Raw genomic sequence first — 15,461 nt, forward strand, 5'->3', positions numbered from 1 at the left:
GCCGACTCCGCCGTGGGCGGGCCGGGGTGCTCGACGGTGGGCCCGCGTTCCCGAAGAGTTCTCCGCCCGGGCCTAACGCCCGGCGACTACCCATGGGTAATCTGGCGGTCCGCCAGAAGCGGGTTCATGACACTCAGGTCCGGTGGGCGGGACGTTACTTCCCGGCCGGGCCGTCAGCATGTGGGGGTTTTTGTGGCAGGCATGAAACGACGTACGTTCATCACCGGTACGTCGGTGGCCGCCGCCTGGTCGGCCCTGTCCTTGGGCGGCGCGCAGCTCGCCTCGGCCGCGACGCGGGACCGGGCGCTGGCGACCACGGCCGCGCGGGCGGTCAACACCGCCGGGACGACCTTGGAGCAGGTGGCCACGCCGTCCGGCACCGGTTCCTACAAGCGGCTCACGGCGGGGCCGGGGTGGCCGCTGGTGGTGCGCGGGGAGCTCGCGGCGCCGGGCGCCGGGCGGGACGACCGCCGCACCGGGCTGGCCAGCTTCGTCCAGTTCAGCGACCTGCACCTGGTGGACACCGAATCCCCGGTGCGCTTCGAGTTCCTGGCCAAGTACAACGACAGCGCCTACCGGCCGCAGGAGGCCCTGAACGCCCGGGGCGTCTCGGCGCTCGTGGAACGGGTCAACTCGCTCGACGGCGGTCCCTACACCGGGATGCCGTTCAGCATGGTGATGGCCACCGGTGACAACACCGACAACCACGAGCTGGCCGAACTCGACTGGTACCTCACCGTCATGGGCGGTGGGCGGATGGCCCAGAGCACCGGCGACCCGACCCGCTACGAGGGCGTGCAGAACTCCGGCAACTCGGGCTTCTGGAACCCCGAGGTCGCCTACGCCGACGTCTACAAGGCGAAGGGCTTCCCGCAGATACCCGGCTTCCTGTCCGCGGCCGGCCGGCCCTTCGACGCGCCGGGCCTGAAGACCCCCTGGTACACCACGGTCGGCAACCACGACGACAGCATCGAGGGCTCGCTGCCGGACTTCGGGCTGCTGAACGACCTCTACACGGGCGGGCTCAAGCTGGAGGGCTGCGACGACGCGACCGCCGCCCAGCTGATGGACTCGCTGCGCCGCGACCCGGCGGGCGCCGTACTGCTGCTCGCCAAGCTGCTCGCGAACGGCGAGGCGGTGCGCCGGGTGACCCCGGACGAGCGCCGGCACCCGTTCACCCTCAAGGAGTTCGCCAAGGCCCACCTCAACCCGGCCGTCACCGGCGCCGGTCCGTTCGGGCACGGCTTCACCTCGGACATGGTGGGCAGCGGCAAGCTCTACTACACCTTCCGGATCTCGGAGAAGGTGGTCGGCATCAGCCTGGACACCACCAACCAGGCCGGGTTCGCCGACGGTTCGCTCGGCACCGCGCAACTGCGCTGGCTGGAGCAGCAGTTGAAGGATCACAGCGGGCACTGGTACGACACCAACGGGAACCGGGTCACGGGTGGCAGCACCGACGACGTGATCCTCGTCTTCAGCCACCACACCAGCGGCTCGATGGGCAACCTGCTGCCGGACCCGCGCAACATCTTCGAGAAGCGGCACGACGGCAACGAGCTGGTCGCGCTGCTGCAGCGTTACCCGAACGTGGTCGCCTGGGTGAACGGGCACACCCACATGAACAAGATCACGGCGCACGGGCACGCGGTGCCGGAGCGGGCGTTCTGGGAGATCAACACCGCCTCGCACATCGACTACCCGCAGCACGGCCGCATCATCGAGATCGCGGACAACGGGGACGGCACGCTGTCGCTGTTCACCACGCTGATCGAGTCCTCCGCGCCGTACACGACGGACTTCGGCAGCACCTCGGACGCCAACCTGGCGGCGCTGTACCGCGAGCTGTCGTACAACGACCCGAACGGGAGGGTCTCCGCCCTGCTGGGCGCCGGGGAGGACCACAACACCGAGCTGCTGATCACCAAGCCGACCCGATGACGCGGTCGGAGCGGGCCGCGCGGGCGTGATCGCCGACGGATAGCGGAGAACGGCGGACCGCGCGGAGGGCGGACGGCGGACGGCGAACAGAAGACGGAAGACGGAAGACAGATGACAGCTAACAGATGATGAAATCTGTCAGCTGTCATCTGTCATTCGTCCGCCGTCACGCCGTCGCCGTCACGCCTCCGGGTACCGCCGGGGCGTCCAGACGACCTCCACGCCGCCGCCCCGCTCGACCGCCTGGGTCTGCGAGGAGCCGATCAGCAGGATGGTCCGCATGTCGACCAGCGCCGGGTCCAGCTCGCCCAGCCGGACGATCCGGATCCGCTCGGTCGGCCCGCCGACGTCGCGGGCCATCACCACCGGGGTCTCCGGCGCGCGGTACTCCAGCAGCAGCTCCCGGGCGAGGCCGACCTGGATGGTGCGGGACTTCGAGCCCGGGTTGTACAGCGCCAGCACGAGGTCCGCCTCGGCGGCGGCGCGCAGCCGCTTCGCCACCACGTCCCAGGGCTTGAGCCGGTCCGACAGGGACACCACCGCGTAGTCGTGCCCCAGCGGGGCCCCGGCCCGGGAGGCGGCCGCGTGGGCGGCGGTCATCCCGGGGACGATCCGCACCGGCACGTCCCGGTAGTCCGGCTCGCAGGCGACCTCCAGCACGGCGGTGGCCATCGCGAAGACGCCCGGGTCGCCCGAGGAGACCACGCAGACCCGGTGCCCGCGCCGGGCGAGGTCCAGGGCGAACTCGGCGCGCTCCGACTCCACCTTGTTGTCCGAGCCGTGCCGCCGCTGCCCCGGCCGCTCCGGCACCCGGTCCAGGTAGGTGGTGTAGCCGACCAGGTCGGTGGCCTCGGCCAGTGCGCCGCGCGCCTCGGGGGTGAGCCAGAGCGGTCCGGCCGGCCCGGTGCCGACCACGGTCACGCTGCCCACGCCGTCCGCGAGCCGTACGGTCGGCTCCAGCGGCGCGACCTTGCTCGGCAGCACCGCGACCGAGAAGTACGGCACGCTCTCCCCGTCGACCTCGGCGAGCGGCGCGATGCGCTCCCCGTCCATGAAGGCGCGCTCGACGTACTGGGCGTCGTCCAGTCGCCCCGCCCGCTCCAGCGCCCGCCGGACGGCCGGGAAGGTGCGCCCGAGCTTCATGATCACGGCGGAGTCGGCGGAGGCGATCCGCGCGGTCAGCTCCTCCTCGGGCAGGGTGCCCGGGATGACGGTGAGCGTCTCCTCGGCCTCGGTCAGCGGCTGTCCGAGCCGGGCCGCCGCCGCGCTGACCGAGGTCACGCCGGGCACCACCTCGGTCGGGTAGCGGTGCGCGAGCCGCTTGTGCATGTGCTGGTACGAGCCGTAGAACAGCGGGTCGCCCTCGGCGAGGACGACGACGTCGCGACCGGCGTCCAGATGGGCGGCCAGCCGGGCGGCGGCCTCCTCGTAGAACTCGTCCAGCGCGCCCCGGTAGCCGCCGGGGTGGTCGGTGGTCTCGACGGTGAGCGGGTAGACCAGCTTCTCCTCGATCTGACCACCGGTCAGGTAGCGTTCGGCGATCGAGCGCGCGATGGACCGGCCGTGCCGGGCGCTGTGGTACGCCACCACGTCGGCCTTGCCGATGAGTTCGGCGGCGCGGACGGTCACCAGCGACGGGTCGCCCGGGCCGAGCCCGACGCCGTACAGTCGACCGGGCGTGGTCTGAGGCGCCGTCACTCTTCCTCGCTCGCAATCGCGTTGATGGCGGCGGCGGCGATCGCGCTGCCACCGCGCCGGCCACGCACCACCAAGTGCTCCAGGCCGGAGGGGTGTTCGGCCAGGGCCTGCTTGGACTCGGCGGCACCGATGAAGCCCACCGGGACGCCGATCACCGCGGCCGGCCGCGGCGCGCCCGCCTCGATCATCTCCAGCAGCCGGAACAGCGAGGTCGGCGCGTTGCCGACGGCGACCACCGCGCCCTCCAGCCGGGGCAGCCACAGCTCCATGGCCGCCGCGCTGCGGGTGTTGCCCATCTTGCGGGCGAGTTCCGGCACCGACGGGTCGGTGAGGGTGCAGATCACCTCGTTGTCGGCGGGCAGCCGCTTGCGGGTGACTCCGCTCGCGACCATGTTGACGTCGCAGAGGATGGGCGCACCGGCGTGCAGCGCCGCGCGCGCCGAGGCGACCACGCCGGGCGAGTACACCAGGTCCTCGACCAGGTCGGTCATCCCGCAGGCGTGGATCATCCGCACCGCGACCTGGGAGACGTCCGCCGGGAGGGCGGCCAGATCGGCCTCCGCACGGATGGTGGCAAAGGACTGGCGGTAGATGGACGCGCCGTCCTTCTCGTACTCGATCAATTCGTGGTCCTCCTGGCCTCGGCGACCGCCTCGGCCGTCTCCTCGTTCCTCACGTCCACGGGAACGCCCGCGGTCGTGGTGGGCCCGTTCACCGTCACCCGGTAGCCGTGCCCCGTGGCGAGCACGTCCACCCACCGCCCGGCCGGATGGCCGCAGCGCCGTTCACAGCCGGACCAGTGGACGGGCAGTCCGCCGCTCCTCGCCCCCGCTGCTGCCGCCGTCTCCTTCTCCAACGCCCGGGCCGCGTCGGCCCTTACGTCGGCCAGGGACTTGGCGCAGCCCGGCAGCCCGGTGCAGGCGGTGGCCCGCTCCCAGGCCGAGCCGGGCTCGATCCGGAACCCGGCCGCCGCCAGCGCGGGCAGCCGGTCGGCCGGGGCTCCGGGCAGCACCGCGCCGCGCCAGGGGGTCAGCCGCAGTTCACCGGCCGAGGCGGCGACCAGCGCGCGCCACTGCGCGGCGCTCGCCCGCCCGAAGCGCATGCCCACCGAGAGCCCACCGCGCAACGCGCCGACGGGGGCGGCGCCGGCGGACGAGACGGCGGCGGACGAGACGGCGGTGGGCAGCGGTACGGAGCCCGCCGGCAGCAGGTCGGGCACCTCGCGCAGGTGCCAGGCCTTGCGGCCACTGCCGCGCAGCGCGTCCAGGAAGGCGTGGGCCGCGTCCAGCACGGCCGTCACCTCCTGCCCGGCCTCGACCGGGTGTCCGTGGGTGGCCCGCCCGAGGCGCAGCAGCGCGGGGCCGGCCGAGGTCGCACCCAGCGAAGTCCCGCCCGCCGAAGCCCTGCCGTCCGAAGCCCCGCCGCCCGAAGCTGCGATCAATGTCACATCAGCGTCGAGCGCGGCGACGTCGCCCCGCCCGTCGTCCAGCGCGAACAGGAACTTGCCGGAGAGTCCGGCCGCCCAGTCGCTCGCGCACAGCCGCGCGTCCAGTTCCCGTACCCAGGCCTGCACGTCGGCGCTTCCGAGGTCGTCCAGCCCGGCCAGCGGCGAGGCGACGATGTTGCGCACCCGCTCGTGGGTGTCCGAGGGCAGCAGCCCGACGGCGCGCAGCCGCTCGGCGAGTTCCGCCCCGCAGTCCGGGGCCAGGCCGCGGAGTTGGACGTTTCCGCGCGAGGTGGTCTCCAACTCCCCGTCGCCCAGGGCCTCGGCCGCCTCGGCCAGGGCCAGCGCCTGACGTTCCGTCAGCAGACCGCCGGGCAACCGGACCCGGGCGAGTCCGCCGTCGTCGGCGGTGTGCAGGCGAAGCGCCCCTGGGCAGGCGTCCGCACGCCCCCGGTCGGGCACGGCGGCGCCCGGCGCGGTGGCGTCGGGTGTCGGTGGCATGGCGGCGAGCATACAGATGATCCGATCGGTTGCCTCCGTCCGCTGCATCACACCCAGCAGCACACCGGGCACCCCACGCCGCGCCCCCAGGGGCACCCTGCGCCCGTCCGTGCGCAGGGCGACGGCCCGCTCGCGTGCCGGGCGACGACCCGTCCGTGCGCCGGGCGAGGTGAAGGCGGCTCTCCCCGAGGTCAGTCGCACCCCGTACGATGCTCGCGGGCGGTCCCAGCGGGCCGCCCGCACGCCAGCGACGGCGCAGGGGAGGAAACCGGTGCAAGCCCGGTGCGGTCCCGCCACTGTGACCGCGGCTCACCGGGAAGCCGGTCGGCCGCGGGAGCCAGGAACTCCCGCCGTCCTCCACCGGCCCGGGGCGCGGACCCCGAGGAAGGCAGAAATGCACCACCGCTGTCGCACGCCCGCGCCCGTTCCCCCGGCCACCACCGCGGCCGCCCCGGCCACCACTGCGGCCATCCTGGCCACCGACGAGGCCGGGAGGGCCTTCGCATGATCCTGCTGCTGTCGACGTCCGACACCGACCTGCTCAGCGCCCGCGCCTCGACGGGCCCGGTCCCGTACCGGCTCGGCAACCCGGCCCGGCTGACCCCCGAGGACCTGCCCGCGCTGCTGGAGGGCACCGAGCTGGTCGTGGTCCGTCTGCTCGGCGGACGCCGCGCCTGGCAGGAGGGCCTGGACGCACTGCTGGCCGGCCCCCGCCCGGTGGTGGTGCTGACCGGTGAGCAGGCCCCCGACGCCCAGTTGATGGAGCTGTCCACCGTCCCGGCCGGCATCGCCGCCGAGGCGCACGCCTACCTCGCCCACGGCGGGGCGGCCAACCTGGCCGAGCTTGGCGCCTTCCTCTCCGACACCGTGCTGCTGACCGGCCACGGCTTCGCCCCGCCCGCCTCCGCCCCCGCCTGGGGCCCGCTGGAGCGCGAAGCCCGCAGCGATGGCAACCGCGGAGACGACACCCGCGGCGCTGACGTCCCCACGATCGCCGTGCTCTACTACCGGGCCCACCACATGAGCGGCAACACCGCCTTCGTGGAGACGCTCTGCCGGGCCATCGAGGACCAGGGCGCCCGGGCCCGGGCCTACTACTGCGCCTCACTGCGCGGCGCCGAACCCGAGCTGCTGGCCGAACTGGGCGCGGCCGACGCCATCGTCACCACCGTGCTCGCCGCCGGCGGCACCCGCCCGGCCGACGCCCAGGCCGGCGGGGACGAGGAGGCCTGGGACGCCGGCGCGCTGGCCGCCCTCGACCGCCCGATCCTGCAGGCGCTCTGCCTCACCTGGTCGCGCGCCCAGTGGGAGGCCAGCGACGACGGCCTGTCCCCGCTGGACACCGCCACCCAGGTCGCGGTGCCGGAGTTCGACGGCCGGCTGATCACCGTCCCGTTCTCCTTCAAGGAGCTGGACGAGGACGGCCTGACGGTCTACGCCGCCGACCCGGAGCGCGCCGCCCGCGTCGCCGGCACCGCCGTCCGCCACGCCCGGCTGCGCCACGTCCCGGCCGCCGAGCGCCGCCTCGCGCTGGTGCTGTCCGCCTACCCGACCAAGCACGCCCGGGTCGGCAACGCCGTCGGCCTGGACACCCCGGCCAGCGCCGTCCGGCTGCTGCACCGGCTGCGCGAGGAGGGCATGGACCTCGGGACCGACCTGCCGGGCCTGGACGACGCCGCCGCGAGCGGGCGAGTCACAGCCCACGAGGGCGACGCGATCATCCACGCCCTGATCGCCGCCGGCGGCTACGACCAGGACTGGCTCACCGAGGACCAGCTGGCCCGCAACCCGGTCCGCATCCCCGCCGCCGACTACCGCCGCTGGTACGCCACGCTCCCCCAGGGCCTGCGCGACCAGGTCGAGCAGCACTGGGGCCCGGCCCCCGGCGAGCTGTACGTCGACCGCTCGCAGAACCCGGACGGCGACATCGTGCTCGCCGCGATCCGCTCCGGGAACCTGCTGGTGCTCATCCAGCCGCCGCGCGGCTTCGGCGAGAACCCGGTCGCCATCTACCACGACCCCGACCTGCCGCCGAGCCACCACTACCTGGCCGCCTACCGCTGGATCGCGGCCGCCCAGGAGGACGGCGGGTTCGGCGCCCACGCCGTCATCCACCTCGGCAAGCACGGCAACCTGGAGTGGCTGCCCGGCAAGACCGCCGCGCTGTCCGCCGAGTGCGGCCCGGACGCCGTCCTCGGCGATCTCCCGCTGATCTACCCCTTCCTGGTCAACGACCCGGGCGAGGGCACCCAGGCCAAGCGCCGCGCCCACGCCACGCTCGTCGACCACCTCGTCCCGCCGATGGCCCGCGCCGACTCCTACGGCGACATCGCGCGCTTGGAGCAACTGCTCGACGAGCACTCCAACATCGCCGCGATGGACCCGGCCAAGCTGCCCGCGATCCGCGCCCAGATCTGGACCCTGATCCAGGCCGCCAAGCTGGACCACGACCTCGGCCTGGAAGAGCGCCCCGAGGACGACGGCTTCGACGACTTCCTGCTGCACGTCGACGGCTGGCTGTGCGAGGTCAAGGACGCCCAGATCCGCGACGGTCTGCACGTCCTCGGCCAGGCCCCGGTCGGCACCGACCGGGTCAACATCGTGCTCGCCATCCTGCGCGCCCGGCAGATCTGGGGCGGCGTCAACGCCCTCCCCGGCCTGCGCGAGGCGCTCGGCCTGGACGAGGCGGCGCTCACCCTCGGTGCCACCGACGCGGCCGAGGCCCAGGCCCGTGCGCTGGTGGAGGCGATGGAGGCGGCGGACTGGGCGCCCGAGGCGGTGGAGAAGGTCGCCGCGGGGTTCCCGGAGGCCGTCCGCGAGGTGCTCGCCTTCGCCGCCACCCAGGTGGTGCCGCGCCTGGCCGCCACCACCGACGAGCTGGACGCCGTGCTGCACGCGCTCCGGGGCGGCTTCGTCCCGGCCGGTCCGTCCGGCTCCCCGCTGCGCGGCCTGGTCAACGTGCTGCCGACCGGCCGCAACTTCTACTCCGTCGACCCGAAGGCCGTCCCCAGCAAGCTCGCCTGGGAGACCGGCCAGGCGCTCGCCGCCTCGCTGGTCGACCGCTACCGGGCCGACAACGACGGGGCCTACCCGCCCTCGGTCGGGCTCTCGCTCTGGGGCACCAGCGCGATGCGCACCGCGGGTGACGACATCGCCGAGGCCTTCGCCCTGCTCGGCGTCCGCCCGGTCTGGGACGACGCCTCGCGCCGGGTCACCGGCCTGGAGCCGATCCCGCTCGAGGAGCTCGGCCGCCCGCGCATCGACGTCACGCTGCGCATCTCCGGTTTCTTCCGGGACGCCTTCCCGCACGTCGTCGCCCTGCTGGACGACGCGGTGCGCCTGGCCGCCGCCCAGGAGGAGGCCGCCTCGGACAACTTCGTCCGGGCGCACGTGCAGGCCGACCTCGCGGTGCACGGCGACGAGCGCAAGGCCACCGTCCGCGTCTTCGGCTCCCGCCCGGGCACGTACGGCGCCGGCCTGCTCCAGCTGATCGACAGCCGGGACTGGCGCACCGACGCCGACCTCGCCGAGGTGTACACCGTCTGGGGCGGCTACGCGTACGGCCGGGGGCTGGACGGGCGCCCGGCGCGCGAGGAGATGGAGACCGCGTACAAGCGGATCACCGTCGCCGCGAAGAACACCGACACCCGCGAGCACGACATCGCCGACTCGGACGACTACTTCCAGTACCACGGCGGCATGGTGGCCACCGTGCGCGCCCTCACCGGCAAGGCCCCGACCGCCTACATCGGCGACTCGACCCGCCCGGAGACGGTCCGCACCCGCACCCTGACCGAGGAGGCCGCCCGCGTCTTCCGCGCCCGGGTGGTCAACCCGCGCTGGATCGAGGCGATGCGCCGCCACGGCTACAAGGGGGCCTTCGAGATGGCCGCGACGGTCGACTACCTGTTCGGCTACGACGCCACGACCGGCGTGGTCGCGGACTGGATGTACGAGAAGCTGACCCAGGAGTACGTCCTCGACCCGGTCAACCGCGAGTTCCTGGCGGGCGCCAACCCGTGGGCGCTGCACGGGATCAGCGAGCGCCTGCTGGAGGCGGCGAGCCGCGGGCTGTGGGAGCAGCCGGACCCGGAGCTGATCGAGCAGCTGCAGGCGGCGTTCCTGGAGACCGAGGGCGACCTGGAGGGCGACGAGGGCTGACGAGGGCCGAGGCCCCGGCGACCGAGCGGCGGCCGCCGTCTTCCCCAGGGGGAGGCGTCAACCGCGCGTGACGCCATCTGGCACGGACCGCCACCCGAGCGGACAATGCGGGGCATGTCACGCCGCATCGCCACCGTCAGCCCGGCCCGGAGCACGGCCCCCACGGAGCAGCGGGGGCCGCGCGCGCCCCACCGGTACCGGGCGCGGTTCGGGGCGCTGGCCGCCGGGGCCGTACCGGTGGTGGCGTTCCCGGCGCCGGGGCAGGCATGGCTCGCCTGGGTCGCACTCGTCCCGGGGCTGCTGCTGATGCAGCGGGCGCCGTGCGGGCGGGAGGCGGCGGTGCGCGGGTGGTGGTTCGGGGCGGGGTTCATCCTGACCGCGATGTACTGGCTGGTGCCGTCCATCGGGCCGGCGCTGCCGGTGCTCGCGGTGCTGTTCGGGGCGCTGCAGGCCGCCGTCGGGTACGCGGTGCACCGCCTGCTGCACCCGCCGCTGACCACCCGTCGGGCGCTGCTCGCGCTGCTGGTCGTCCCGGCGGTGTGGGTGACCACCGAGTACGCGCGGTCCTGGCACGCGCTCGGCGGGCCGTGGGCGCTGCTCGGCGCCACCCAGTGGCAGCACCCGGCGGTCCTCGGGCTGGCCTCGGCGGGCGGGATCTGGCTGGTCAGCGTGGCGGTGGCGGCGGTGAACACCGGCGTGCTGATCGCGCTGACGGCGGTGCACTGGCGGCCCCGGGCGGCCGCGGCGCTGGTGACCGTCCTGGTGCTGGCCGCCGGTCCGCTGCTGTTCGCGCTGCGCCCGGCGCCGGAAGGGGCCGGGGCGGTGACGGTGGCGCTGGTCCAGCCCGGCATCGTCGAGGACCCGCAGGCCCGGTTCGAGGCGAGCGCACGGGACACCGCCGCCCTGGTCGGGCAGCGGGTGGACTTGGTGGTGTGGGGCGAGAGCAGCACCACCGCCGACCTGGACCGCGACCCGGCCGCACTGGACGCGCTGCGCCGACTCGCCGCCACCACCGGCGCCGAGGTGATGGCCGGGGAGGACGCCCGCAAGGCCGACGGGCGGATCTCCAAGGACGCGGTGCTGGTCTCCCCGTCGGGGGTGGTGGACCGCTATCGCAAGATCCGGCTGGTGCCCTTCGGCGAGTACATCCCGCTGCGGCCGGTGCTCGGCTGGGTCGCCGGGGTCAGCCGGGCGGCGGGCGAGAACCGGGCGCCCGGCACCGCCTTCCACGTGCTGCCGGCCACCGACCGCTCGGGCCGGCCGCTGCCGGTCGGCGCGCTGATCTGCTTCGAGTCGGCCTTCCCGGACATGGCGCGCACCGCGGCGCGGGAGGGCGCCCGGGTGCTGGTCTACCAGTCCTCGACCTCGACCTTCCAGCGCACCTGGGCGCCCGAGCAGCACGTCGCGCTGGCGGCGATCCGGGCCGCCGAGACCGGGCGCCCGGCCGTCCAGGCGTCGCTGACCGGGGTCTCCGCGGCCTTCGACGCCCAGGGCCGGGAGCTGGCCCGGCTGGGCACCGGCGGCACCGGCGCGCTGACCGTGCGCCTGCCGCTCACCGCGCCCGGGACGGTGACCTGGTACGACCGGATCGGCGACGTGGTGCCGGTGGGCGCGCTGCTGGTCACGGTGGGCGCGACGGTGGCGGGCTGGCGCTCGCGCGCCGGGCGGCCGGCGGCCGGGCCGGCCGCTCAGCCCGTCGGCTAGTTTTCTGCTTCTGCTTCCGCGGCGTCGCGGTAGATGCCGAACGCGGCGCCCTGGGCGTCGCGCAGCACGGCGATCCGCCGGCCGCCCGGCATGGAGACGGCGGGCATCAGCACGCCCGCGCCCATGGCGACCGCGCGGCTGACGGTGTTGTCGGCGTCGGCGACCGAGAAGTACGGCAGCCAGTGCGGCGGCACCTGGGGCGGGAAGCTGTCGTTCATCACCAGCATGCCGCCGAAGTCCTGGCCGTCCAGGCCCCACTGGGTGTACCGCTCGGACCGCGCGACGGACCAGCCGAAGACCTCCGGGTAGAAGACCGCCGAGCCGGCCGCGTCCCGGGTGGCCAGTTCCACCCAGCCGAGCGAGCCGGGCTCGTTGAACACCCCGGCGCCCTTGAAGCCGCGGGCCTGCCAGAGGATGAAGACCGCGCCGGACGGGTCGGCGGCCACCGAGAAGCGGCCGAGGTCGAGCACGTCGGCGGGTTCCTTGAGGACCTTGCCGCCGGCCGCCTTGATCTTCGTCGCGGTGACCTCGGCGTCGGCGACCGCGAAGGCGACCGTCCAGGCCGTGGGCTGCTGCGGCGCGTACCGCGGGGTGACGGCGGCGACCGGTGCGTCGCCGAGGGACATCTGGGTGTAGCCGTCGTCCTCGGGGCGGACGTCGCTGTCGGCGCGCCAGCCGAACAGTTCGGCGTAGAAGGTCCGGGCGGCGGGCGGGTCGTCGGTGCCCAGCTCGACCCAGCAGGGGGCGTTGGTGGTGACGGAGGTCTGCTTCATGGCACTTGGCTCTCTGGGGTTTCGGGAGACTGTGACTGATTAATGGTCAAAATACGTAGGTGTCAGGAGACTTCGATGGGTGTCAGGAGACTTCGATGACCACCTTGCCGCGGGCGTGCCCGGACTCGACCGCGGCGATCGCCTCGGCGGTGCGGGCGAACGGGTAGCGGCGGGTGACGTGCGGGTCGAGGTCGCCGGCGGCGACCAGGGCGGCGAGGGCGGCGAGGGTCTCGGAAGTGGTCGAGCGGGTGACGGGCCGACCGCCGAGTTCGGCGACGGTGGCGGGGTCGGCGGTGCTGACCAGCTCGGTACGGTCGGTGCGGACGGCGGCCACCTCGCGCAGGGCGTCGCCGCCGATCAGGTCGAGGATGGCGTCGACGCCGTCGGGGGCGGCCGCGGCGATCCGCTCGGCGACGCCTTCGCCGTAACGGACCTGGGTCGCGCCGAGGGACTCCACGTACGACCGGTTGGCGTCGCTCGCGGTGCCGAGCACGGTCTGGCCCTGGTCGCGGGCCAGCTGGGCGGCGGCGCCGCCGACCCCGCCGGCGATGCCGAGGATCAGCAGCGTCCGACCGGCCCCCAGGGCGAGTTGGCGGAGGGCGTCGTCGGCGGTGGCCACCGCGACGGCGAGCGTGGCGGCCAGGTCGAAGCCGACGGCCTCGGGCTTGAGGGCGCACAACTGCGCGCGCAGCAGGGTCTGTTCGGCGAAGGCCCCGGCGGCGGCGAGGCCGAACACCTCGTCGCCCGGGGTGAAGCCGGTGACCCCGGGGCCGACCCGCTGCACCACTCCGGCGGCCTCCTGACCCATCACGGCCGGGAGTTCGCGCTCGCGGCCGAGGTAGCCCCGGCGGATCTTCCAGTCGACCGGGTTCACCCCGGCGGCCCGGACCGTGACCGCCAGCTGCCCCGGGCCGGGGTCGAGTACCGGACGGTCGAGGAACTCCTGGGTCTCCGGTCCGCCGTAGTCGACGAAGCCGAATGCCTTGGCCATCGATGATCCCACTCCTCGGGTAGCGGCCTGCGGCCCGTGCTCCCCCGCCCCAGCATGCGGGGCGCGGTGGAGTGGGGGCGGGCGCTGGTGGGCCGAACGGGGGTGGGCGAACAAATGACGGCGAACAGATGACAGAATTCGAAATCTGTCATCTGTTCGCCGTTGGCCGTCTTCTGTCAGCTGTCCGCTGTCAGCTGCTGTCCGCTACGCACCTGTCAGCCGTTCGCCGTCAGCCGCGCGCGGTCCGCGTCACCGGCATCCAGAGCTCCGCCTCCGCGTCGCCCGTCCCGGGAACGAAGCGGGTCCGCAGGATCTCCGGGCCCTGCCGGGTCTCGTACGGGTTGGACGGGAACCACTGGCTGTAGGTGTCCCCCCACATCTCCTGCAGCGCCTGCGGGAACGGCCCGCTGTTGGTGAACACCGCCCACGTCCCGGCCGGGACGTGCAGGACCTCCAGGTCGTCCGGGACGACGGCGTCCTCGCGCGCCACCACCGCGTGCCAGTAGTCGAGTTCGGACCCCTCCTCCCGGTTCGGCGAGAAGTCGTCGGTCACCGACACGATGCCCAGCGGGTCCTCGGCGGTCAGGGCCGTGATCCGCTCGACGGTCTCCGCGCCGAGCCCCTTGATGAACTCGGCGATGTGCGGGTTGACGCCCTGGTAGATCAGCGGCACCCGGGCCTTCCTGCCGACGATCCGGAAGGCGGGCTTCTCGATGATCCGGTACTCCATGCTGCTGCTTCCCTCCACGATGAGTCGGAAGGACATCCGGGGCTGGGAGATGAGCGCCGCTCCGTCGCGCCGGGCCTCCCCGGGCCCGACCCCGTGCATCGCCCGGAACGCCCGGGCGAACGCCTCCCCCGAGGTGTAGCCGTACCGGACCGCGATGTCGAGCAACGTGTCCGCGCCGTCGAGCACTTCGGCCCCGGCGACGGTCAGCCGCCGGCGCCGGACGTACTCCGACAGCGGCATCCCGGCGAGCATCGAGAACAACCGTCGGAAGTGGTACTCCGACGTCATCGCGATCCGCGCCAGTTCGGCCACGTCGATCTCCTGGTCCAGGTTCCGTTCGATCTGCTCCATCGCCCGGTTCAGGTGCTCCAGCACGCCGACCCCGTCCTTCCCTTGTTGATCACCACCGTAGGAAGGACCCACCCTGCCGTACCCGACGATCGGTGCCCGCTGCGGTCGGGTGCCGATCGTCGGATACCGCTCGCCGGGTGCCGGGCACGAGCGAGGGGGCTCACACCAGGCCCTGGGTCAGCATCGCGTAAGTGGAGGACGCGGAGGTGACGCGGCTCGTCGGCATCTGATCAGGACCTTCCGTGGTCGTCGGCGGTCGTGCGCGAGGCGTTCCCGTGGCCAGGAAACGGGAGGAAGTCCCGCAGTGTCCACACCACGGGTCTCCTCCCTTCCACATGCTGGACCGCCGGACGGGAACACGCGGGGGGAGTGGGGGTGTTGTCCCGCTCCGTGGTCGGGTCGGTCACCAGCGGTATTCAGTTGTTCAAATTGGAACGACCGAGTACGGTCGACATCCGACCCCACCGGATCCAGCCGGATCCGAGACGATCCAACCCGGTCCACCCCCGATCGACGGAGGCCCGTCCATGCCTCAGCCCGGCTCCGCCACGGTGCGCTCGCGCGTGCGCATCCCGCTGACCTTCCCCGACGGCTACCGCGCCGAGGCGGAGGTCTTCACCTTCCACGACCTCGCCGACGGTGCCGAGCACCTGGTGCTCGCGTTCGGCACGGTCCCGGACGGCGGCACGCCGCTGGTGCGGCTGCACTCCGAGTGCCTGACCGGCGACGTCTTCGGCTCGGACCGCTGCGACTGCGGCCCGCAGCTGCGCGAGTCGGTGGAGCTGATCAGCGAGGCCGGCGGCTACCTGCTCTACCTGCGCCAGGAGGGCCGGGGCATCGGGCTGTACAACAAGCTCGACGCCTACGCCCTGCAGGACTCCGGCCTGGACACGTACGACGCCAACACCGCGCTGGGCCTGCCCGAGGACGGCCGGGACTACACCGCGGCCGCCCAGATGCTCGCCACGCTGGGCATCGACGGCATCGACCTGCTGAGCAACAACCCGGACAAGGCCGCGCAGTTGGCCGAGCTCGGCATCACCGTCCGGCGACGGGTGCCGACCGGTGTCCACCTGTCGGCGAGCAACGTCCGCTACCTGACGGCGAAGGTGGAGCGGACCGGCCACTCGATCGAGCTCTCCCGGCTGGTGGGCTGAGCACGACCGG

Annotated in this window: 10 protein-coding genes and 1 riboswitch; of the genes, 4 read left to right on the forward strand and 6 right to left on the reverse strand. The window is 73.7% G+C overall.

All coding sequences use genetic code 11. The annotated features are described in order from the left end of the window. The first annotated feature begins 201 nt into the window (after positions 1 to 201). A complete protein-coding gene (locus O1G21_RS08115) occupies positions 202 to 1,941 on the forward strand; it encodes a TIGR03767 family metallophosphoesterase (protein ID WP_270142051.1) in 1,740 nt (579 codons plus the stop codon). A 180-nt stretch (positions 1,942 to 2,121) separates the two neighbouring features. Here O1G21_RS08115 and O1G21_RS08120 read toward each other — a convergent pair whose 3' ends face one another. Genes O1G21_RS08120 through O1G21_RS08130 form a run of 3 tightly spaced genes read right to left on the reverse strand, consistent with a single transcriptional unit; the run spans position 2,122 to position 5,584 of the window. Continuing rightward, positions 2,122 to 3,639 carry a precorrin-2 C(20)-methyltransferase gene (locus O1G21_RS08120; protein WP_270142053.1) on the reverse strand — a complete coding sequence of 506 codons (1,518 nt, stop codon included), beginning with the start codon at positions 3,637 to 3,639 and terminating at the stop codon, positions 2,122 to 2,124. Continuing rightward, the gene (locus O1G21_RS08125; RefSeq protein WP_270142055.1) at positions 3,636 to 4,262 is read right to left on the reverse strand and encodes a precorrin-8X methylmutase; all 627 of its coding nucleotides are present in this window, start codon (positions 4,260 to 4,262) and stop codon (positions 3,636 to 3,638) included. Before O1G21_RS08125 ends, O1G21_RS08120 begins: the two co-directional genes overlap by 4 nt. Next, positions 4,259 to 5,584: a hypothetical protein gene (locus O1G21_RS08130; protein WP_270142057.1), complete on the reverse strand. Its 1,326-nt coding sequence runs from the start codon at positions 5,582 to 5,584 to the stop codon at positions 4,259 to 4,261. Before O1G21_RS08130 ends, O1G21_RS08125 begins: the two co-directional genes overlap by 4 nt. Positions 5,585 to 5,845: 261 nt before the next feature. Next, a riboswitch (cobalamin riboswitch) is annotated at positions 5,846 to 5,931 on the forward strand. 157 nt (positions 5,932 to 6,088) lie between these two features. Here O1G21_RS08130 and cobN point away from each other — a divergent pair. Together cobN and lnt are read left to right on the forward strand one after the other, a co-directional pair. Further along, positions 6,089 to 9,745 (forward strand): cobaltochelatase subunit CobN, encoded by a 3,657-nt coding sequence (cobN, locus tag O1G21_RS08135; RefSeq protein WP_270142059.1) that lies wholly within the window; start codon positions 6,089 to 6,091, stop codon positions 9,743 to 9,745. A 114-nt stretch (positions 9,746 to 9,859) separates the two neighbouring features. Then, positions 9,860 to 11,449, forward strand: a complete 1,590-nt coding sequence (gene lnt, locus O1G21_RS08140) for an apolipoprotein N-acyltransferase (protein WP_270142061.1) — start codon at positions 9,860 to 9,862, stop codon at positions 11,447 to 11,449. Here lnt and O1G21_RS08145 read toward each other — a convergent pair. The 3 genes from O1G21_RS08145 to O1G21_RS08155 form a co-directional block, all read right to left on the reverse strand. Beyond that, positions 11,446 to 12,222, reverse strand: coding sequence for a VOC family protein (locus tag O1G21_RS08145; protein WP_270142062.1), 777 nt, complete (start codon positions 12,220 to 12,222; stop codon positions 11,446 to 11,448). The genes lnt and O1G21_RS08145 overlap by 4 nt on opposite strands. 82 nt (positions 12,223 to 12,304) lie before the next feature. Continuing rightward, positions 12,305 to 13,213, reverse strand: a complete 909-nt coding sequence (locus O1G21_RS08150) for a zinc-binding dehydrogenase (RefSeq protein WP_270142064.1) — start codon at positions 13,211 to 13,213, stop codon at positions 12,305 to 12,307. Positions 13,214 to 13,442: 229 nt separating this feature from the next. Beyond that, positions 13,443 to 14,318 (reverse strand): AraC family transcriptional regulator, encoded by an 876-nt coding sequence (locus tag O1G21_RS08155; RefSeq protein ID WP_270142066.1) that lies wholly within the window; start codon positions 14,316 to 14,318, stop codon positions 13,443 to 13,445. A 503-nt stretch (positions 14,319 to 14,821) separates the two neighbouring features. On the opposite strand from O1G21_RS08155, the gene O1G21_RS08160 reads away from it, so the two are divergent. Then, positions 14,822 to 15,451, forward strand: a complete 630-nt coding sequence (locus O1G21_RS08160; RefSeq protein ID WP_270142068.1) for a GTP cyclohydrolase II — start codon at positions 14,822 to 14,824, stop codon at positions 15,449 to 15,451. Positions 15,452 to 15,461 lie beyond the last annotated feature (10 nt).

The sequence above is a fragment of the Kitasatospora cathayae genome, assembly GCF_027627435.1.
GTDB lineage: Bacteria > Actinomycetota > Actinomycetes > Streptomycetales > Streptomycetaceae > Kitasatospora > Kitasatospora cathayae.